We start from the raw sequence: 19,041 nt of genomic DNA, 5'->3' as shown, positions 1-19,041 counted from the left end.
GACAAACCCGTCGCGCGGTATAGCGACTTAACCAGCCACCGCCGCCCGCTTGCCGTTGCCGGCGCTGCGGGGCGCTCGGCTTTTACGCGGTGCCGTTACCGAGATGGACTCAAGGTAGGGTTGCAGCGCCTCACGCTCCTGCGCATCGCCCTCAGTCTTGCTCAGCAAGTGCGTCGTGCGTGGCTCGCGGTCGAGGAACAGTGCACCAGTGACTTTTGCCGCTTCTGTCGCGGCGGCGAGCCAGACAATGGTATCCGCACCTTCTTCCGGGCTGCGCAGAATACGCCGGGTGATACGGTGGAAACCGGGCAGGGCCGATTCCACACCGGGTGTATCCGCCCAGCCGGGATGCATGGCGTTGACGACGATATTCTCATCCTTCCAGGCCTCGGCCCACTGCTCGGAGAGCACCATCAGCGCGCGTTTGCAGCGCGCGTAGGCAACGCTCCCCGAGTAGTTCTGTTCCCGGGCCTGGAGCCAGCGGACCTTCAGGGGTTGCGTGTACATGCCACCCGAAACCACGTTGATCACGCGTGCCTGCGGTGCTGCCTGCAGGAGCGGCTTGACCCCCAGCGTCAGCCGGTAAGGGGAGAGCAACAACAAGGCGAAACTCTGTTCCAGACCTTCAGCGGTTTCCGCGCGCTCGTTGAACAGCGCGCCCGCGTTATTCACCAGTACATCGATAGGTCGGCCTGTGCGCAGCAGTCGCTCGACCAGACGCTGGACCTCGGACATCAGGCTCAGATCGGCGATCTCGACCGAGATATTCGGGTTGCCGGTCTCGCGCTGCAGGGTGTTGACGAGGTCCTGCGCACGTGACTCGTTACGAATCACCAGCGTGAGCGCTGCGCCGCGCTCGGCAAGCGAGCGCGCTGTTGCCAGCCCCAGCCCGGACGTGGCCCCGGTAATCACCACGTGCTTGTCGCCCATCCAGGCCGAGATGGGGTTCCAGTGGCGTTTGCCCAGTGTGTAGCCCCGTCGGCTGAAGCGCGCGACGCCTGGCAGGACCCAGCGGTCAGCCCGCGCATTGCTTGCGGACACTGTCGGTGCGGGGTAGTTGTCCTCCAGCGCAGTCTTCAACCCCTGCACGGACTCGTAACCCATTTTTTCCATGCCTTTGCGCAGTGCTGCCACCGTTGGGCCCAAGGGCACATGAAAGTTGAAGGTGGCCCGGTAGTCGATATGTGTGCCGGTCGACGATGACGAAAAATGAATAACATCGTTCACTTCGAACAGCCGGCAGCTGCCGTGCAGCTCAATGGATTTGTCCTGCTCAAGGTGCGTGACTGTATACAGCAGGTCAACCGAGCCAACCGGCATGTCGCAGGTCACGCGGAAGCGTGTACCTACCTCAACGGGCCCTGCGGACAGCTTCTCTGCAGCACTGGCCGTTGCATCCCATTCCTGCGTGGTGCGGAAGTCCTTCACATAGTCGAACGCCTCGCGTACTGGACGGGGCACATCGATTTTCTCATGCAGCTCAATCATGGTAGAAATCCCGGATAAACGTTAGTCTATATACGATGTCACCCCTGCAGCAGATTGCCTGCCTCGTCAAAGTATAGACGCCAGGTTGCGGGGCGGGGGTGCCGCGATGTCGCGGTGGTCGCAGGCGAATCTGTGGAGGACTCTATGAAGAGGATTGGTGCTGGCGTTATCGGGCTGTGCTGCACGCTCGCCACTGGCCTGACGCAGGCCCAGTACGATATTGACACCCGTCTGCCAACCTGCGCCACGCTCCAGTGGTCGCCGGCGGTGCACAAAAGCTACCCGGATATCGAGCAGATTTGTCGTGGTATCTATGCGCGGGACGGCACCCTGTACGCGCAGGCTGAGGTTGACGTCTTGCGCGTGACGGGCAACCGGATGACCTTGCGTACTGTCCACGTGGATGGCAGCCAGGGGCATGAAACGACGGTTCGCGTGGGACCCAAATGGCGCGCCGTCATTGACGGCAAGGCGCTGCGCGCCGGTGAGTTGATTGCCGGCCAGCGTCTCACGGTGTACATACCGCAAAACCGCTTCGCGCTCACCGCTGAAGGAGGGCAGGGCATGGCGGAGGGGCTTGAGCCCGGATCCGGTGATAATGCCGGGCGAGAATAGCCCTAATCGTCAACCCAGATCTGGCGCAGTGGCTCGCCGAAGTCATCGTAGAGAATCTTCCGCCGCGGCCTGGGTTGCACGCGGCCCTTGCTGGCCGGCTGCTGCTTCTGCAGCGCTTTCCGGCGTTCCTCTATCGCGGCGACCACCTCGGGTACCAGTGTGCGCTCCGAGCGTGGTTCGGCAAACAATCGGCGCGTCAGATACAGCGGCGGGGCGAGGGGGTCTTTGCCGCTCACACCCGGCGGCACAGATTTTACCTTCCCACCTTCCTGCAGAAACCGCTGTGTCTCGCGGTCGAGGTCGGCGCGCAGATCCGCTTTGTCGGGTAGCTTCTTTACCATGAGCTGCGCCTGCCGCACCGCCTCTCGAGCATCTAAAACCGCAAAGTATAGCGCTCCCACAGGAATTTCACAGGCCTGTAGCCGGGCGGCTTTCCTGGCACCTGTTGCGGTAATAGCCAAGGGCAATGCCCGCGAGCGCGCCCAGTACGTCCGCCAGCAAATCGCCGCCGCTCGCGGCCCGTCCCGGTACTGCGAGCTGCAGGATCTCAGTGGCAGCGCCATAACCGGACAATGCGAGGAATACGTAGATCCAGCGCTCGGCGCTGCGGCCCCAGGCGCGCATCGCGGTAAAGCCGCACAGTGCGAACAGCACCCCGTGTACGAGTTTATCCGATGAGCCGGTCTGCAGTACCGGCGCTTCGATCGTGGGTAACCAGCCTTCAAGCAGGCTCAACATCTCGCCCGGCAGCAATAGCAGTAGGGTAGTAACGCCCAGCATTGCCAGGGCCTGACACTGCAGGCGACGCGGTTGTCGAAGGTCAGGCATGCTGTGTCTGTCGGGCATCGAGCAACAGGTTGCGGGGGGTCAGCGCGTAGTCGCAAAACGTGCCCAGGCGCACGTCGGCGCCCTGTTCCTGGAGCAGCAGCGCCCGGTCCAGCACCAGCCATATTTCCAGCGGGCGGCGAAACGCATGGGCAACCAGCTCAATACGGCGTACCAGGTCGCGACGCTGCAGGCCCCGTTGCAGCCAGTGGTGTTCGTCGAGGTCCGTTGCCGGTGGCAGTGCCTTGAGGGCGGCGGCCGTGCGCAGAAAACCGCCAAAGCTCCCGCGCGCGAGACGGTAGGGCACAGCCGGGAGCGGGAGGTAGCGGTCAATGCCGGTGACATTGCGCTGCCATTCATCGAAGGCCAGGCGCCACAGGATTTCGCGTTGACGCCTCCTGCGCGTGGCGCGGCCTCCGGTGACAGTTTCCTGCTGGGTGAATTGCAGGTCCGCGCGGCTCAACCGGAGACGGCTGCTGGCGGCCTCGCGGGATACGGGGCGATAGCGGTCGCCGGCGATCGCGTCGTAGCAGCAGGGAGACAGGGTCAGGCGCTCACAGCGGCTGCTCAGCCAGAGTGTCATGAGCCGCGTGTGCAGGTCGCCACACGCATGCAGTGCCACGGCGTGGCCGTTGGCGGGTAGAAAGTGTGCGGCGGCATCGCCAAGCACATCGACTTCGTGAAATTGCACCGGAGCACCCCAGCCCGCAGCGAGACGCTGGCCTTGGGCACACAGCGTCGCATCACGCTCCAGGCTGACAACCTGCCGTTGGTCCGCCACTGCGAGCAGGCGGCCGAGGTGCCCCTTGCCGGCGCACCATTCCAATACGGGCTGTTCCGCCCGCGGCGCCATCCGCGCTGCAAACGCCGTAATCTGCTGCCACTTGCGTCCGGGTACCCCGGTGTCGAGGCGCGCTGGAATATCCAGACGACGACCTGGCAGCAGGGGCAACGCCACGAGCTGTGACAGCCGATCGGCCGCGTCGCCCAGCCAGGGGCGCAACCAGCGCAGACGGCGCTCCATATCGCCTTCCAGCACCGTCAACTGGGCTTCATCCAGTGCGTGCAGCGCTTCGGCGAGGGTCGCTTCGTTTTCCCACCAGGGCAGCGAACGGTGGTGAAAGGGCCGCAGCTGCCACAGAGGGCGATGGCGATAAAGCAGTGCGTCGAGCGCGCGAAACCGTTCTGCCCAACACGTTGGCGCTGCGTTGCTCACCGCCGCTGTGCCGTCAGGCCTGCAGCAGCCGGTTTACATCGGCGGCCTCCACCGGGCGCACACAGCGGGCAATTTCCTGCCCGTTGCGCAACAGGATCAGCGTCGGCCACAGTTTGACGCTGTAGGAGCGACCCAGTGGGCGGCCCTTGCCGTCTTCGATTTTCAGGTGGGTCAGCGCGGGGGGCTGGCTCAGTGCCCGGGCAATGCCCGCTTGCGCGGCCTGGCAGTGGCCACACCAGTCGGTGCCGAATTCAAGGAGCAGATCACCTTCGCTGTCCTCCAGCGATGCCCGATCGGGGGCCTGCGGTGAGTAGCTTGTGTTGCGCGTCATGGTTTTTCTCTGCGGCTGTCTGTGGGCGCTGCCACTATACCGAATCTCCGGGCACGCGGTCAGCAGCGCTTGCGCAAGCCTTCGAGAAAGGTATGCGTGCTGCTCTCCAGGAGTGAGAAAACGTCTGCCTGGGGCAGGAAACGCTCCACGTGGCCATACAGGGCAATACCCGCAAGCCCGTGCGCCATCGACCACAGCTTGATGGACAGCTGCAGCACATCGCGTTCATCCACAGGATTCTGCGCGCACCAGGCCTCAACCGCCGACATCAACACGTAGAACCCGGCGGCGCTGCGTTCGTCACTGGGCCGCTCCTGTAGCGCGCGTATCCCGGCGTCTCCCCACATCAGACCGTAGAAGGCGCGATGCTCGCGCATGAACCGGATATAGGCTTTGCCGATGGCGATGATGGCCTCGGCACTGCCGGATGGCTGCCTCTGTACGGCGGCTTCTACCTGCTCGCCCAGGGCGAAGAAGGCGAAGTCGATGACGGCGTCGAGCAGCGCTGTCTTGTCGCGGAAATGCCGATAGGGCGCCGCGCTGCTGACGCCGGCACGGCGCGCAGCATCCACCATGGCGAAGTCTGCGCTGCCCCGCTCCTCGATCAGCTCGGCGGCGGCGAGAATCAGGGCGTTGCGCAGGTCGCCATGGTGATAGGCGGTTGCCCGGCTGTTCATGAGATCACATCCTTCGGCGTCGAGGGCGTGGATTGCGCTTCTGTGTGAGCCTTTCCGTGTTTGAGTAGCACGAACAATTGTGGCACCAGGAAGAACGATACCACTGTGGACAGCAGAACACCCCCGGCGATGGACATGGCGAAGGGCGGCCAGAACTGGCTGCCCTCCAGGATCAGCGGCAGGAAGCCGCCGAAGGTCGTGACTGTGGTCGAGGTGATGTGCCGACTGGAATCCATGACGACGCGTCGCACGGCATAGCGGCCACCGCTCATGGCGCCACTGTCTTCCTGCAGCGCCGTCATAATGATAATCGCGGCGTTGATCGATACCCCGATCGATCCAATAACGCCGATCAGAGCCTGAATGCCGAAGGGATACTGGAAAATCGCCAGCGACAGCAGGCTGAGCCCGATGGAGCAGACGCAGACGACCCCCGCGACAGCGGACAGTCGCCAGGAATTGAAGGTCAGGACGATGGTGGCGATCAGCAGTGCGACAATCATCCCCATCGGTGCCATGATCTCATTGACCACACCGGCGCGTTCGTCACTGTCGCCACCAAAGCCATAGCGATAGCCTTCGGGCATGGCAATCGGGTTGGCCAACAGGTCCGTGCGCAGCTGCTCAAGTGCCTCCTCGGGCAGTACGCCGCGGGTCAGGTAAGCCTGTACCGTATTGGTGCGTTCACCCTGTTTGCGACTGATGGGGCTGCGGGCAGGCTCCAGCGAGAAGCTCCCCAGGCTGTGCAGGGTCACACCGGGCAGGCCGTTGTCGCCGGCACCGCCGCGCAAAGGCAGGTGCAGGCTGCCGACATCTCCGGGGCTGTGCCAGCGCGCTTCGTCCAGCCGGGCGACGACCGGCAGCCGTTCTGTTCCCTCGAGCACTTCGCCGCCGCTGATGCCCTGCAGTGCCGCTTCCAGGGCGGTCGCGACATCGCGCTGGCTGACGCCCGCCATCTCCATGCGCATGGTGTCGCCGTGGAATACCCACTTTGGTGCCCCGGCAGCGAGGCTGGTATTGGTGTGGGTGACATCCGGGAGTTGCTCCATGCGCAACCGGAACGCCTCGCCGAGTTCGCGCAGCACATCAAGATTATCGCCATAGACCTCAACTTCCAGCGGCGCCATCACGGGCGGTCCCTGGTCGATGCCACGGACGATGATGCGGGCCTCCGGGTAGTCCCGATCAACAGCGCGCTGCAGTCGGCGGATGAGGTCATCGGTCGCGCGGGCATCGGTTGTCAGTACCAGTGCCTCCGCCCAGCTGGGCATCGCTTCGCGGGTGCGGAACATGTTGTAGTAGAACGGCGGTGCGCTCTCGCCAATGGTCCAGTCCACCCGCCGCACCAGCGGCTCCCGGCGCAGGTCCTGGTCGAGCCGCTGGACCAGGGCGGTGGTGTCGTCAATGGATCGCCCATCGGGCAGCTTGACCTGCAGGTACATCTGGTCCCGGTCGGTGCCGGGGAAGAACTGTGCGGTGAGCGTGGGGAAGGTGAGAAACCCCGTGACTGGCAACACCAGCGCCAGGGCCACCGAGCTGGCCGGATTTTGCAGCGACCAGTCCAATGCACGTACCAGCAGTGCGCCGGGCGTACCGCTGTCAATACCCATCTCCCACCAATGGCCGCTGCGCGCGAGCCCCCTGGGCAACAGCCATGCGGCGAGCACCGGAGTGACAATCAGTGCCAGCAGCAGGGAACCGGTCAGCATTATGACCACGGCGATGGCAATCGAACCCATAAAGTCCCCCGCAGGTCCCGGCAAGATCACCATCGGCGTAAATGCCAGCACCGTAGTCACAGTGGAGGAGAGCAGGGGAATGCGCAGGCGGGATACGGCCCCGGTGATGGATGAGAGTGGGCTGTCGCCGTGGTCCACCAGACGCTTGCGGATCTCATCGGTCATCACGATTGAACCATCGACCAGCAGGCCCAGCGCAACAACCAGGCCGGTGACGGACATCTGGTGGATGGCAATTCCCGAGTGATAAAGCACTGTGATCGAAAACAGTGTGCACAGGGGCAGGATGCATGCGACCACCACCGCGGCGCGCCAGCCCATAGTGAACAGCAGCACGAGCAGCACCAGCGTCACGCCAAGCGCCAGGTCGCCCACCACGCTGCGCAGGCGCTCGTCGGTGTACACGCTCTGGTCGTAGCTGATGTCGATGCTGACGCCCTGCGGCGCCAGGGCTCTGTAGTTATCAAGGAACGCGGTAAAATCCGCTGCCCAGCGGTCCACCTGCAATCCATCTTTCATGGCGACGCCGATCAGAATGCCCTCGGTGCCCTCGACCAGTACCCGGGAATCTGGCGGGGTGGCGTGTGCGCGATACACCTCCGCGATATCGCCGACGCGGATCGTGCCGCCATCCGCCGTTATCCGCAGCAGCACGTCACGTATTTGCGCGGTGCCGTCAAACGTGCCATCGACTTCAATGAGGAAATCGTTGCCATGTCCGGTACTGCGACCCGCGGCTATCCGCGGGTCGGCGCCGCGCAGGGCGGCGGCAACATCCGCCGCGCTCAGGCCGGTACTCGCCAGCGCCACCTCATCGATCGCCACCCGAATTTCCTCGCGGGGCTCACCGAAGAGGTCAACCCGCTCGGTGCCGTTGAAATTGCGGGCCGCGTCGGCAAAATCCAGCGCGACACGGTGTATCAATGAAAGTGGCGCGGTATTCGCCGTTGCAGCCCGCAGAGCCACCAGCATGGTGTAGGACTTGAGCCGGTCGTCATCAAACAACGGTGCGCTCGCGCCCGGGGGAAACTGCGCTGCAGCATCCGCCAGTGCATCCCGAATTTCCGACCAGCTGCGCTCTATGTCGGTATCGGACAGACTTTCCACCAGGGAGACGGTGAGACTGGAGACCCCGGTTGCCGAGCTTGAGTTGAGCTCGTCGATCTCCGCGATCTGGCGCAGCGCATCCTCCAGCGGCCGCGTAATGATCGCCTCGACGCGGGCGGGGTCGGCACCCGGATAAAAGGTTGTCACGTGGGCGACAAAGTTGGTGATGGTCGGGTCTTCCTGGCGAGCGATGGAGCGCAAACTGGCGATCCCGACGGCAAGAATGACCAGCACCAGCAGGGTAAAATAGCGTGTGTTGTTGTAGAGCAGGCGCGCCAGCATGTTCAGCGCTCCTGTGCCTGTACCGCGGTGCCTGCGGCAATGCGATGTACGCCATCGGCGACCACAGGCTGGCCGTCCAGCAGGCTGCCTCGCACAAAAGCCCTGTTGTCGTCGACGGACAGCACTTCGACTGCTTCCCGCAGCGCAACCTGGGCCCCGTCCTGCCGCTCACTGATCCGCAGCACCGTCCAGGCACCCCGTTCGCCCTCGAGCAGTGCGCTGATGGGCACCCAGCCGCCGCGTGCCCGCACGGTGCGCTGCAGGCTCAGGCTGACGGTTTCGCCATCCAGCACTGTCGCGGTCGGTGGCAGGTCAAACACCGCCAGGGCCGTGTGTGTGCGGGTGTCGAGGTCACGGCGCAGAGCCCGCAGTGTGGCACTGATGTCTCCGCTGCGCAGATTCAGGAGGTAGCGTTGTCCGGGCTCGAGTTCATCAAGGTGGCTCGCGGGGATACCGATGCGGGCTTCCAGGCTGTCAACGGAGACGAGCTGCAGAACCGGTTCTCCAGCCTGCAGCACGGTGCCAGGATCCAGGTGGCGCGCTGCCACAACACCGTCATAGGGTGCGCGCAGGGCAGACTTTTCCAGATTGATGTCGAGGGTTTCCAGCCGCGCAAGCAGGGCAGAATGGCGGCTGGCCAGCGCCTCCGCGGTCAACCGCGTTTCGTCAAATTCCTGTGCTGACACCGCACCGGTCTCCCGCAGTCGTGCACTGCGCTCGAGGCGCAGGCGGGCCAGTTGCAGCTCTGCATCGATACTGGCCAGGTCAGCTGCGGCGACATCCCGTTGCGCCTGTAGCTGGCGTGTATCCAGTTGCCCGAGGACTTCCCCGGCGGTGACCGGGAGGCCTTCCTCGGCCTCAAGCGCCAGAAGCAGGCCGGGGATTTCAAACGCGAGCTGTGCCCTGGCTTTCGCCTGCACCAGGCCCGAGAGCCGCAACGTCTCGCGATAACTCTGTTCCTCGATAAAGGGCAGCACGGTGACCGGGAGGGGGGCAGGCGCAGGCTGCCCTGCCGAGCCCGCGCGCAGCGTAATCCCTGCGGTCAGTGCAGTAGTCAGTAACAGGGCGGCGGCACAACTGAGCACCAAGGTGGAGTAACGAGAGCGAGCGGGTTGGGGCATGCGAACGCCTGTATGTTAATAGCTTTAACATGTAATGTTAGAGGATTTAACATGCTAGGGGAAGCACCAACATCACAAGTGATGCGGCAGCCGCTTGACGTTGGCGGGTAGCGCCCCGCGTAACGCGCCGGTTGCAGCCAGCCGGGGATTCAGGGAGAATGCCGCCCGGCGACCCGGGTGGTCCCCTCGCAACGCCAGGTAGCGAACCCCGCCAGGCCCGGAAGGGAGCAACGGTAGTTACTGATGCGTGTGCCGGGGTGTGGCTGCCCGGGTTGCCTCTTTCCCGAATTGCCTGTGCCCCGTCACCGGGGGTGGTGTATCCTTTGCGCTTTTCGGCAAGGCCAGTTTGACATGTCGTATCAGGTACTCGCACGCAAGTGGCGGCCCCGTCGGTTCAGCGAAATGGTGGGCCAGGAGCATGTATTACAGGCGCTGATAAACGCGCTGGATCACGACAGGCTCCATCACGCCTACCTGTTCACTGGCACCCGCGGCGTCGGCAAAACCACAATCGCACGGATACTCGCGAAAAGCCTCAACTGCGAAGCAGGGGTCAGCTCTGAACCCTGCGGGTCGTGTAGCTCTTGCCTGGAAATTGCCGAGGGACGCAGTGTCGATCTGCTGGAAGTGGATGCCGCCTCGCGTACCAAGGTGGAAGACACGCGCGACCTGCTGGAAAACGTGCAGTATGCCCCCACACGATCGCGCTACAAGGTCTACCTGATTGACGAAGTGCACATGCTGTCCAACAGCAGTTTCAACGCTTTGCTGAAAACGCTCGAAGAGCCGCCGCCTCACGTCAAGTTCCTGCTCGCCACCACAGATCCGCAGAAACTGCCGGCTACCGTGCTTTCGCGCTGTCTGCAATTCAACCTGAAAAACATGGTTCCAGAGCAGATTGCAGCCCATTTGGCCGCGGTGCTTGATGCCGAGATGATTCGCTACGAGGAGCCCGCACTGTGGCTGCTTGGGCGGTCGGCAGACGGGAGTATGCGCGACGCCTTGAGCCTCACAGACCAGGCGATTGCCTTTGGCGCGGGGGCGATCACCGAGGCGGGCGTGCGCAGCATGTTGGGCACCGTGGACATGACCTTCGTCTATGCCGTGCTGGAGGCGGTAGCGGCGGGAGATGCCGCAGCCGCTCTGGCCGCGGTGGCGCATATGGCGGAGCACGCGCCGGACTTTGAGTCCGGTCTCGATGAATTGCTGTCACTCCTGCACCGTGTTGCGGTGGCGCAGATGCTGCCCGACCACACTGACAATAGCCGTGGAGACAGCGAGCGCGTGGCGCGTCTGGCCCTGTCGCTGACGGCGGAAGACGCGCAGTTGTTTTACCAGATGGCCCTGAACGGCAAGCGCGATCTCCCGCATGCCGCTGATCCTCGCAGTGGGTTTGAAATGACCGTGTTGCGTATGCTCGCCTTCCGCCCACTGGTTCTGCCCGATGATGGCAGCCTGATTCCATCCGCAGACGGTGCATCCGGCACGGCCGGCCCAGCGCCATCAAAACACGGCAGCGCTGCCGCGCGGCAGTCTGCCGCACCTGCTGAGGAGGCTGCGGCGGCGGTTATCGAATCGCCTGCAGCGGCTGAGCCTCCTGCGGCGGCTGAGTCCCCAGCCGTGGCATCGGTGTCCGCTGCGGAGCCGACCAGGGCTACCGCCGGTGCGCGGCTGCAACTCGACCGCGCCAGTCCACCGGCCCTGACCGCCTGTGCCGACTGGCCGGACTTGCTGGATCGGCTGGGTCTCGCTGGCATGGTCTTGAGCATCGCTTCACACTGCGCTCTTGAGTCGCAGCAGGGCAACGACTTCCGTTTCGTACTCGACGACAACCAGATGGGGCTGTTCAACCCGGGACACGCAGAGCGTATTCGCCTCGCATTGCAGAACTACTTCGATACACCGGTGTCAGTGTCCATAGAGCCAGGGCGGCCCGCCTCGGAAACGCCGGCGATGCGCACGGCGCGGCACAAGCAGGAACGGCAACGGGCGGCTGAGGTGGCGATCGAGTCTGATGCGCGTGTGCAACGGCTGATTCAGCGCTTTGATGGCGAACTGGATCGCACCTCTATTACGCCCCTGGAACCCTGAGGACACGACATGAAAGGCATTACCGACCTGATGCAACAGGCCCAGAAAATGCAGGCCGACATGCAGAAGGCGCAGGAAGAACTGGCACAGAAAGAGGTGACCGGCGAGGCGGCCGCGGGCCTTGTTCGGGTGACGATGAATGGTCGCCATGATGTCAAGCGCGTGCGTATTGACGACAGCGTTCTCAGCGAATCGCGCGAGGTACTGGAGGACCTGCTCGCCGCGGCGGTCAACGATGCCGTGCGTCGGGTGGAAGAGCAGAACCGGGAGTCCATGGCCGGTCTGGCCGCCGGGCTCAACCTGCCGCCCGGTTTCAAGTTGCCGTTTTGAGCGCGCCATGAAGTTCAGCCCCGTCCTGGCGCAGTTGATCGATGCCCTGCGTTGCCTGCCCGGCGTTGGTCCGAAGTCTGCCCAGCGCATGTCTATGCACCTGCTGGAGCGCGACCGCGCCGGCGCACTGGCACTGGCCGAAGCACTGCGTGTCGCGATGGACCGCATTGATCACTGTACCCTGTGCAGGAACTTCAGTGAGCACGATGTCTGCGAAATCTGCAGCGATCCACGCCGCGACCGGCAGACCATATGCGTACTGGAAACCCCGGCTGACGTGCTCGCTGTAGAACAGAGCGGTAGTTATCGCGGCCTGTATTTTGTGCTGATGGGTCATCTGTCACCCATCGACGGCATAGGCCCTGCTGAGATCGGGCTAGACAGGTTCCAGCAGCGGGTGGTTGATGAAGGCATCACCGAGGTTATTCTGGCCACCAACCCCACGGTGGAGGGTGAAGCAACCGCCTACTATCTATCGGATATGTTGTTGCCCCGGGGCATTCGGGTTTCACGTATTGCGCACGGCGTGCCGCTCGGCGGTGAGTTGGAATACGTTGATGGCAATACGCTGGCACACGCGTTCAGTGGCCGACGCCAGATGAGTGGAGACGGCTGAATGCAGTGGCAGTTGATTGAATCTGATCATGCGTTGCGGACCTTGCTGCAACGCTTCAGCGGTGCACCCGCGGTTGCGGTTGATACCGAATTCATGCGCCGCAGCACCTTCTACCCGCAGGTGGCGCTGGTGCAACTGTGTTTTGGCGAGGAAGCCTGGCTGGTAGACCCCCTGCAGGTGAGCGACCTGCAACCTCTGAGGGAACTGCTGCAAGCCGCGGAGACCGTCAAGGTACTGCATTCCCCGAGCGAAGACCTGGAAGTGTTTGATCGCTGGTTGGGCGTGCTGCCCGAGCCTCTGTTCGACACCCAGCGCGCCGCGGGGTTGCTGAATCTGGGTTTTGGTATGGGCTACCGCGCGCTGGTGCTGGCCTGTGAGGGCGTGGATGTGCCCAAGGAAGAGACCCGCTCAGACTGGCTGCAGCGCCCGCTCACTGCAGCGCAGTGTGAGTACGCTGCACAGGATGTAGCCCATTTGTTGCCGCTGTGGCGTCGGCTGGCGGCGGATTGTGAGGCGCAGGGCAAGTTCGAGTGGGTGCTTGCGGATGGCGAGGATGCGCTCGCGGCCTACCGCGCGCCCGGTGATCATGGTGTATCCAGGATCAAGTCAGCCTGGAAGCTGGACCGGCGCGCGACAGGGCGCCTGTATGCACTGTGCGCCTGGCGCGATGCAACAGCCCGCCAGCGGGACAAGCCGCGCGGCTGGATTATAGACGATGCCGCCTGTCTCGGACTTGCGGAGAAAGATCCGCAATCACACACATCGCTGGAAAAACTCGGCCTGCTGAGCCCGGGTTCACTGCGCCGTGATGGTGCGGCGCTGCTGCAGCTGCTGGCTGCGCAGCGTGAACTCCCGGAAGAGGCGCTGCCGCAGCGTCTGCCGCAGCCGCTGGATCCCGCCGGGCGCAAGTCCCTGCAGGCGTTGAAACAGTGGTCCAGGGAGATCGCTGCCGAACTCGGCACGGTGCCCGAGGCATTGCTTGCCGCCCGCGACTACGAAGTCCTGTTGCGGCAGCATCGGGGAGAGGCGCTGGAGGACCCACCGAGCTGGTCCGGCTGGCGTCACGAGCGGGTGATCGTGCCCCTGCGCCAACGGTTGCGGGAGAGGGTGTCGTGACGCGTATCTGCCAGGTGTTCCGCAGCCCGCTGAAGCCTGAAATGTACCTTTACGTGGACAAGGCAGAGGGCTGTGCGCGCGTGCCCGAGACGCTGCTCGCGCGCTTCGGCGAACCGCAGCCTGTACTGGTACTGGCGATCTCGCCAACGCGCAAGCTGGCTCGCGTGAACGCGGCCGACGTCCTGGCCAGTATTGAGTCGCAGGGGTTTTTCCTGCAAATGCCCCCTGCGGACGCAGTGTACACACAGCGGGAGAGCGCCCGTGACTGAGTGGTGGGAGCAGCCGCTGGAATCCCTCAATGCGGCGCAATGGGAGGCGCTCTGCGATGGCTGCGCCCGCTGTTGCCTGCACAAACTGGAGGATGCCGACAGCGGTGAGGTGTTCTACACCCGGGTGAGCTGCCGGTTTCTCGATACCGAGACCTGTCGCTGTCGAGATTACCGGCATCGCAGCAGTCTGGTGGCGGACTGTATTACACTGGGTCCGGCCAATATCGCGGACGCGCTGAGCTGGTTGCCTGCCACCTGTGCCTACCGCCTGCGCGCGCGTGGGGAGCCACTGCATCCCTGGCACCCGCTGCTTTCCGGCGATGCTGCCACGGTGCACAGGGCGGGCATTTCCGTGCGCGGGCGTGTAGTCTCGGAGCTGCATGTGCACCCGGACAGCTACGAAGAGCAGATTGTGCACTGGGTAGAGGAGGGCACGCGATGACGGAACAGCCGGACTACCTTATCGCCACCCTGGTTTACCTGGGGACGGCCCTGCTGGCGCTGGTCGCGATGTTCTGGTGGCTACGGCGGGTCTGGTCACCGGCCTGGCGCTGGCTGCTGCTACTGGCAGGTGCCGCGCTGCTGATGACGCCGGCCTATCCCTATGAGGGGGTGGATACGTTTGCCCCCGCGCTTATCGTGGCTGCGTTCCAGCTGCTGACAGCGGGCCCCGAGGCCGCCGCCCACGCAGTGCGCCCGCTGGTCGCCGCGTTGGGGCTCGCGCTGGTAGTCACCCTGCTACTGAGAATAACCGTGTTGCGCCGCGCACGGCATGCACCTGGCGATCAATGATCCGGAGGAGCTGTTATGTCCGTTCAGTTTGGAAGCAAAGCATTATTCCCGCGTATTTTCCTGTTTCTTGCCGTACTGCTTGGCACACCGACTGCGCTCCACGCGCAACCCCCCATCGGGCCACAGCCGGACCTGCGCCTGCTGATCGATATTTCGGGGAGCATGAAAGAGTCCGATCCCGACAACCTGCGCGGTCCCGCACTTGAGCTGATCGTTCGCCTCCTGCCCGATGGCGCCCGCGCCGGCGTCTGGATATTCGGTGAAGACGTACAGCAGATTGTCCCGCACCAGGTGGTCGATGCCCGGTGGCGGGAGCGCGCACTCGAGGCTGTGGCGCGCATTGACAACTCAGGGCAGCGCACCAATATCCCCGCGGCGCTGGCTGCGGCGACCTACGACATCGGCAGTATGGATCCCACCTACCGCACCAGCGTCGTGCTGTTGACCGACGGCAAGGTCGATCTGTCACCGTCGCCGATGGCAAATGCCGCTGCAGCGCGTGACCTCCTCGCTGCGACGGCGCCCAAGCTAGGTGCGACGGGCATACCCGTGCACACCATCGCGCTGTCGGAGGAGGCCGACTGGACCTTTTTACGCGCACTGGCCAACAGCACCACGGGGATTGCAGAGAAGGCGCGTACAGCGGCGCAACTGACAGAAATCTTTGTGCAGTCGCTGGAGATGGTGGCGCCCACGGCGCGGGTGCCGATTGTCGGCAATATCTTCCTGATCGATGACACAGTGGACGAGTTTACCGCCCTGGTGTTCCTGCAGGAACCCGGTGCGGAGGTGACCCTGACCAGCCCGGGCGGCAGCGTGTATCGTCCGGCGCAGAATGCCGACGGAGTCGATTGGTTTCAAAGCAGCCAGTTTGCCCTCGTCACGGTGACCGCCCCGGAGCGTGGTGCCTGGACACTGGTCGCGCCGGATGGTGCCCGGAGCCGGGTATCGGTGATCTCGGATCTCAAGCTGGAAGTCGACCCACTGCCCAACAGTCTTCCCGCGGGGCGCGTTACAGAGCTGGGCATCCGCCTGCGCGACGGCGATGGCGTCATCGCCCGGCCCGACCTGCTGCAGCTATTCACACTGTCGGTGCAGATCACCGGACCGGAGGCTTACAGCGAGCTGATCGACGTAACCGGGCGCTACCCGGTTCCTGCGAACGGGGAATATCGCGTCAGCATCCCGGCCTTTGAACGCGGTGGGCGTTACCAGCTGTTGGTGCAGCTGCGCGGTGAGACCCTGCAACGGGAACTCCCGCTCTATATCGAGGTGATTGCCGAGGAGGCAGCACCGGCCATCAGCACCCGCCCGCCAATGGTGCCGGAACAGGATTTACAGCGCCCGGCACTGACGCTGGCGGTTGTGTTGTTGCTGGCAGTTGCAGTCGCTCTGTGGGTTTACCGGCGTCGTCGCAAGCGCAAGCTAGCCATCTGGCAGCGTCGTTTTGATGCCTCACGTGGCGCCGCGGATGAGACCGTCGTGGCCGGGCTGAGCGCCACAGCGGATGAAGATGAAGGGAAAGGGAAATCCCCTTGATTAGGCGCGCGGCGCTCGCTACCCTTGGCGGCTTTGTTTTTTTACGGGTATTGAACAGATGATGCAATTTGAGGGAACCGAGCGCTACGTCGCGACCGACGATCTGCGCATGGCTGTTAACGCGGCGGTGACCCTGGCGCGCCCTTTGTTGATCAAGGGTGAGCCGGGCACGGGGAAAACCATGCTTGCGGAGGAGGTGGCGCTCGGTCTGGGCAAGCGGCTGATCCAGTGGCATATCAAATCCACCACCAAGGCCCAGCAGGGCCTGTATGAGTACGATGCGGTCTCGCGCCTGCGGGACTCCCAGCTCGGTAACGAGAAGGTGCACGACATCGGCAACTACATCAAGAAGGGCAAACTGTGGGAGGCCTTCGAGGCTGAGGAGCAGGTCGTGCTGTTGATCGATGAGATCGACAAGGCGGACATCGAGTTCCCCAACGACCTGCTGGTTGAACTGGATCGCATGGAGTTTTTCGTCTACGAAACCGGCGAGACCGTGCGTGCCCGCCACCGCCCCATCATCATCATCACCAGCAACAACGAGAAGGAACTGCCGGATGCGTTCCTGCGCCGCTGCTTCTTCCACTTCATCAACTTCCCTGACCGAGACACCATGCGCGCGATCATCGACGTGCATCACCCGGGCATAGCCCAGGAACTGGTGCAGGAGGCGATGGAGGTGTTCTTCGATCTGCGCTCCATTCCCGGCTTGAAGAAAAAGCCATCGACCTCCGAGCTGATCGATTGGTTGAAGCTTATCCTCGCGGACGACATCCCTGATGAGGTTCTGAAGAACCGCGATGCCAGCAAGGCGATTCCCCCCCTCTACGGCGCGCTGCTGAAAAACGAGCAGGATGTGCACTTGCTGGAGCGCCTGGCATTCATGCACCGTCGCGAGACGCGCTGACACATGCTGGTCAACTTTTTTCATGGTCTGCGGGATGCCGGGGTGCCGGTGACCACGCGAGAACTGCTGGATCTGCTTAGCGGCATCCGGCAGCACGTGGTTTTCGCGTCGATCGATGACTTTTACTACTTCAGCCGCACCTGCCTGGTGAAGGATGAGAAGTACTTTGACCGCTTTGACAGGGCCTTCGGCGCACACTTCAAGGATCTGGAGGGCCTGGATGACGTCATCGAGGCGATCATCCCCGACGACTGGCTACGCGCCGAGTTCATGAAGCAGCTGTCCGAGGAGGACCGCGCGAAAATCGAATCCCTGGGCGGACTGGAAAAGCTGATCGAGGAATTCAAGAAGCGCCTGGAGGAGCAGAAGAAACGGCACCAGGGTGGCAACAAATGGATCGGTACCGGCGGCACTTCGCCTTTCGGTCAGCAGGGTTATCATCCCGAGGGTATCCGCGTGGGCCCGAACGGCGGTAATCGCAAGGCCGTGAAGGTCTGGGACAAGCGCGAGTTCCGCAATCTCGACGACAGTGTTGAACTGGGCACGCGGAATATCAAGGTCGCGATGCGCCGCTTGCGCAAATTTGCGCGAACCGGTGCAGCCGATGAATTGGATCTCGACGATACCATTCGCTCGACGGCGCGTAATGCAGGCCTTCTGGATATCAAGATGGTGCCCGAGCGGCACAACGCCGTGAAAGTGCTGCTGTTTTTCGATGTCGGGGGATCGATGGATCCGCATGTGCGTGTCTGTGAGGAGCTGTTTTCGGCCGCGCGCAGTGAATTCAAGCACATGGAATACTTCTACTTTCACAACTTCATTTACGAAAGTGTGTGGCGTAACAACGTGCGCCGGCAAAACGAGCGCGTGTCGCTGCTGGACGTCATGCACAAGTACAGCCACGACTACAAAGTGATTTTTGTCGGCGACGCCGCCATGTCGCCCTACGAGATTGCACAGCCCGGTGGCTCGGTAGAGCACTGGAACGAGGAGTCGGGCGAGGTGTGGATGCGGCGACTCAAGCAGACCTACGAAAAAGTGGCCTGGATCAATCCGGTGCCGCGTGACGAGTGGGAGTACGCCCAGTCTACGGCGATGACCCACAAGTTGCTGGAGGGTCACATGTACCCGCTCACCCTCCAGGGGCTGGAGCAGGCGATGGCGTTCCTCTCCAAGTAAGTCCGCGCACGGGATTCCGGCGCTAGCGCCCGAGGCTGCCGCAGAAGGCGATGAGGCTCGCCGTCACGGCAACGTTGAGGGATTCAACGCCGTTGCGCATGGGGATGCACAGGGCCTCGTCCGCCAGGCGCTCGCTCGCCTCGGAGACGCCCTCGGTTTCGTTGCCCAGGATGTACACACAGTTGCCTGAAGGCCGGTAGTCGAACAGGCTCTGACGGGCGTCCGCACGCAGCGAGCACACCTTGAAATTCCGGGCCTTGCAGGCTTCCAGCGCAGTGGGTAACGATTCGCAAAACAGGATGGGGGCGCGGTATAGCGTGCCGGCGCTGGCCTTGATGACCAGTGGGCCCAGCGCGGCGTTGCCGCGTCTCGCCAGCACGATCCCATCGATGTTTCCGGCGGCGGCGGAACGGACAATCATCCCCAGATTCTGCGGGTTGGTGATGCCGTCGAGTGCGAGCAGGCGCTGGTTCGCGAGGTCCGGACCTGCCAGGTAGTCATCTACGCGGGCAAAGGCGGGGCACAGGATATCCAGTGCGATGCCCTGATCCTGGCGCCCGTTGCGCGATATTCTGGCGAGTTCTGCCCGGTTGTGACGCTGCACCGCGAGGCCGCGTCGCGCCGCATCGCGCAGAATCTCTGCCATCACCCCGTCCTCCCGGTTGCTGTCGGCGACATGCAGTGCATGCAATGACAGTCCCGGCGTGCGCAGGGCTTCAAGCACGGGCTTGCGGCCGTAGACGGTGAGAACGCGGTCGAAAAAGGCCTTGCGCGCCGTGTATTCGGGACGATCGCTCAAGG

The 19,041-nt window shown here is 63.4% G+C and carries 20 protein-coding genes and 1 other RNA gene; 12 read left to right on the top strand and 9 right to left on the bottom strand.

Annotation, left to right across the window (positions count from 1 at the left end):
• Positions 1-27: 27 nt before the first annotated feature.
• Complete coding sequence (locus R3E49_RS04870) at positions 28-1,488, bottom strand: SDR family NAD(P)-dependent oxidoreductase (protein ID WP_371294017.1); 1,461 nt, start codon at positions 1,486-1,488, stop codon at positions 28-30.
• Positions 1,489-1,632: 144 nt separating this feature from the next.
• Here R3E49_RS04870 and R3E49_RS04865 point away from each other — a divergent pair, with 144 nt between their 5' ends.
• Entirely contained in the window at positions 1,633-2,103 is a 471-nt protein-coding gene (locus R3E49_RS04865) for a hypothetical protein (RefSeq protein WP_371294016.1), read from the top strand.
• A 2-nt stretch (positions 2,104-2,105) separates the two neighbouring features.
• Here R3E49_RS04865 and R3E49_RS04860 read toward each other — a convergent pair whose 3' ends face one another.
• The 7 genes from R3E49_RS04860 to R3E49_RS04830 form a co-directional block, all read right to left on the bottom strand.
• Positions 2,106-2,444 (bottom strand): hypothetical protein, encoded by a 339-nt coding sequence (locus tag R3E49_RS04860; protein ID WP_371294015.1) that lies wholly within the window; start codon positions 2,442-2,444, stop codon positions 2,106-2,108.
• A gap of 67 nt (positions 2,445-2,511) precedes the next feature.
• Entirely contained in the window at positions 2,512-2,931 is a 420-nt protein-coding gene (locus R3E49_RS04855; protein WP_371294014.1) for a VanZ family protein, read from the bottom strand.
• The gene (locus R3E49_RS04850; RefSeq protein WP_371294013.1) at positions 2,924-4,144 is read right to left on the bottom strand and encodes a methyltransferase; all 1,221 of its coding nucleotides are present in this window, start codon (positions 4,142-4,144) and stop codon (positions 2,924-2,926) included. Before R3E49_RS04850 ends, R3E49_RS04855 begins: the two co-directional genes overlap by 8 nt.
• A 13-nt stretch (positions 4,145-4,157) precedes the next feature.
• A complete protein-coding gene (locus tag R3E49_RS04845; protein WP_371294012.1) occupies positions 4,158-4,475 on the bottom strand; it encodes a thioredoxin family protein in 318 nt (105 codons plus the stop codon).
• A gap of 59 nt (positions 4,476-4,534) precedes the next feature.
• On the bottom strand, positions 4,535-5,152 hold the full coding sequence (locus R3E49_RS04840) for a TetR/AcrR family transcriptional regulator (protein WP_371294011.1): 618 nt from the start codon (positions 5,150-5,152) through the stop codon (positions 4,535-4,537).
• Entirely contained in the window at positions 5,149-8,280 is a 3,132-nt protein-coding gene (locus tag R3E49_RS04835; protein WP_371294010.1) for an efflux RND transporter permease subunit, read from the bottom strand. Before R3E49_RS04835 ends, R3E49_RS04840 begins: the two co-directional genes overlap by 4 nt.
• A 2-nt stretch (positions 8,281-8,282) precedes the next feature.
• Complete coding sequence (locus R3E49_RS04830) at positions 8,283-9,401, bottom strand: efflux RND transporter periplasmic adaptor subunit (RefSeq protein ID WP_371294009.1); 1,119 nt, start codon at positions 9,399-9,401, stop codon at positions 8,283-8,285.
• Positions 9,402-9,576: 175 nt separating this feature from the next.
• Here R3E49_RS04830 and ffs point away from each other — a divergent pair.
• The 11 genes from ffs (at position 9,577) to R3E49_RS04775 (ending at position 18,240) form a co-directional block, all read left to right on the top strand.
• An RNA gene (ffs, locus tag R3E49_RS04825) (signal recognition particle sRNA small type) lies at positions 9,577-9,673 on the top strand.
• A gap of 79 nt (positions 9,674-9,752) precedes the next feature.
• Positions 9,753-11,492 (top strand): DNA polymerase III subunit gamma/tau, encoded by a 1,740-nt coding sequence (dnaX, locus tag R3E49_RS04820; RefSeq protein WP_371294008.1) that lies wholly within the window; start codon positions 9,753-9,755, stop codon positions 11,490-11,492.
• A 9-nt stretch (positions 11,493-11,501) separates the two neighbouring features.
• Complete coding sequence (locus R3E49_RS04815; RefSeq protein WP_371294007.1) at positions 11,502-11,822, top strand: YbaB/EbfC family nucleoid-associated protein; 321 nt, start codon at positions 11,502-11,504, stop codon at positions 11,820-11,822.
• A gap of 7 nt (positions 11,823-11,829) precedes the next feature.
• Complete coding sequence (recR, locus tag R3E49_RS04810) at positions 11,830-12,438, top strand: recombination mediator RecR (protein WP_371294006.1); 609 nt, start codon at positions 11,830-11,832, stop codon at positions 12,436-12,438.
• The gene (gene rnd, locus R3E49_RS04805) at positions 12,439-13,554 is read left to right on the top strand and encodes a ribonuclease D (protein WP_371294005.1); all 1,116 of its coding nucleotides are present in this window, start codon (positions 12,439-12,441) and stop codon (positions 13,552-13,554) included.
• A complete protein-coding gene (locus tag R3E49_RS04800; RefSeq protein WP_371294004.1) occupies positions 13,551-13,823 on the top strand; it encodes a YcgL domain-containing protein in 273 nt (90 codons plus the stop codon). The genes rnd and R3E49_RS04800 overlap by 4 nt, the downstream gene beginning before the upstream one ends.
• Positions 13,816-14,265: a YcgN family cysteine cluster protein gene (locus R3E49_RS04795; protein WP_371294003.1), complete on the top strand. Its 450-nt coding sequence runs from the start codon at positions 13,816-13,818 to the stop codon at positions 14,263-14,265. The genes R3E49_RS04800 and R3E49_RS04795 overlap by 8 nt, the downstream gene beginning before the upstream one ends.
• Positions 14,262-14,615, top strand: coding sequence for a hypothetical protein (locus tag R3E49_RS04790; RefSeq protein ID WP_290739208.1), 354 nt, complete (start codon positions 14,262-14,264; stop codon positions 14,613-14,615). Before R3E49_RS04795 ends, R3E49_RS04790 begins: the two co-directional genes overlap by 4 nt.
• Before the next feature lie 15 nt (positions 14,616-14,630).
• Positions 14,631-16,154 (top strand): VWA domain-containing protein, encoded by a 1,524-nt coding sequence (locus tag R3E49_RS04785; protein WP_371294002.1) that lies wholly within the window; start codon positions 14,631-14,633, stop codon positions 16,152-16,154.
• 61 nt (positions 16,155-16,215) lie between these two features.
• A complete protein-coding gene (locus R3E49_RS04780) occupies positions 16,216-17,061 on the top strand; it encodes an AAA family ATPase (RefSeq protein WP_371294294.1) in 846 nt (281 codons plus the stop codon).
• 3 nt (positions 17,062-17,064) lie between these two features.
• A complete protein-coding gene (locus R3E49_RS04775; RefSeq protein WP_371294001.1) occupies positions 17,065-18,240 on the top strand; it encodes a VWA domain-containing protein in 1,176 nt (391 codons plus the stop codon).
• 22 nt (positions 18,241-18,262) lie between these two features.
• Here the strand turns inward: R3E49_RS04775 and R3E49_RS04770 are convergent, their stop codons facing one another.
• The gene (locus tag R3E49_RS04770; RefSeq protein ID WP_371294000.1) at positions 18,263-19,039 is read right to left on the bottom strand and encodes a TrmH family RNA methyltransferase; all 777 of its coding nucleotides are present in this window, start codon (positions 19,037-19,039) and stop codon (positions 18,263-18,265) included.
• Positions 19,040-19,041 lie beyond the last annotated feature (2 nt).

It is taken from the genome of Haliea sp. (genome assembly GCF_041395985.1).
In the GTDB taxonomy this organism is placed as follows: Bacteria; Pseudomonadota; Gammaproteobacteria; order Pseudomonadales; family Halieaceae; genus Haliea.
The sequence above is the reverse complement of the archived record's forward strand: the minus strand, read 5'-3'. Positions and strand labels throughout refer to the sequence as shown.

Coding starts and splice junctions, on each gene's coding strand:
- R3E49_RS04870 (WP_371294017.1), bottom strand. CDS start 1,488: ATGATTGAGCTGCATGAGAAAATCGATGTGCCCCGTCCAGTACGCGAG.
- R3E49_RS04865 (WP_371294016.1), top strand. CDS start 1,633: ATGAAGAGGATTGGTGCTGGCGTTATCGGGCTGTGCTGCACGCTCGCC.
- R3E49_RS04860 (WP_371294015.1), bottom strand. CDS start 2,444: ATGGTAAAGAAGCTACCCGACAAAGCGGATCTGCGCGCCGACCTCGAC.
- R3E49_RS04855 (WP_371294014.1), bottom strand. CDS start 2,931: ATGCCTGACCTTCGACAACCGCGTCGCCTGCAGTGTCAGGCCCTGGCA.
- R3E49_RS04845 (WP_371294012.1), bottom strand. CDS start 4,475: ATGACGCGCAACACAAGCTACTCACCGCAGGCCCCCGATCGGGCATCG.
- R3E49_RS04840 (WP_371294011.1), bottom strand. CDS start 5,152: ATGAACAGCCGGGCAACCGCCTATCACCATGGCGACCTGCGCAACGCC.
- R3E49_RS04835 (WP_371294010.1), bottom strand. CDS start 8,280: ATGCTGGCGCGCCTGCTCTACAACAACACACGCTATTTTACCCTGCTG.
- R3E49_RS04830 (WP_371294009.1), bottom strand. CDS start 9,401: ATGCCCCAACCCGCTCGCTCTCGTTACTCCACCTTGGTGCTCAGTTGT.
- dnaX (WP_371294008.1), top strand. CDS start 9,753: ATGTCGTATCAGGTACTCGCACGCAAGTGGCGGCCCCGTCGGTTCAGC.
- R3E49_RS04815 (WP_371294007.1), top strand. CDS start 11,502: ATGAAAGGCATTACCGACCTGATGCAACAGGCCCAGAAAATGCAGGCC.
- recR (WP_371294006.1), top strand. CDS start 11,830: ATGAAGTTCAGCCCCGTCCTGGCGCAGTTGATCGATGCCCTGCGTTGC.
- rnd (WP_371294005.1), top strand. CDS start 12,439: ATGCAGTGGCAGTTGATTGAATCTGATCATGCGTTGCGGACCTTGCTG.
- R3E49_RS04790 (WP_290739208.1), top strand. CDS start 14,262: ATGACGGAACAGCCGGACTACCTTATCGCCACCCTGGTTTACCTGGGG.
- R3E49_RS04785 (WP_371294002.1), top strand. CDS start 14,631: ATGTCCGTTCAGTTTGGAAGCAAAGCATTATTCCCGCGTATTTTCCTG.
- R3E49_RS04780 (WP_371294294.1), top strand. CDS start 16,216: ATGCAATTTGAGGGAACCGAGCGCTACGTCGCGACCGACGATCTGCGC.
- R3E49_RS04775 (WP_371294001.1), top strand. CDS start 17,065: ATGCTGGTCAACTTTTTTCATGGTCTGCGGGATGCCGGGGTGCCGGTG.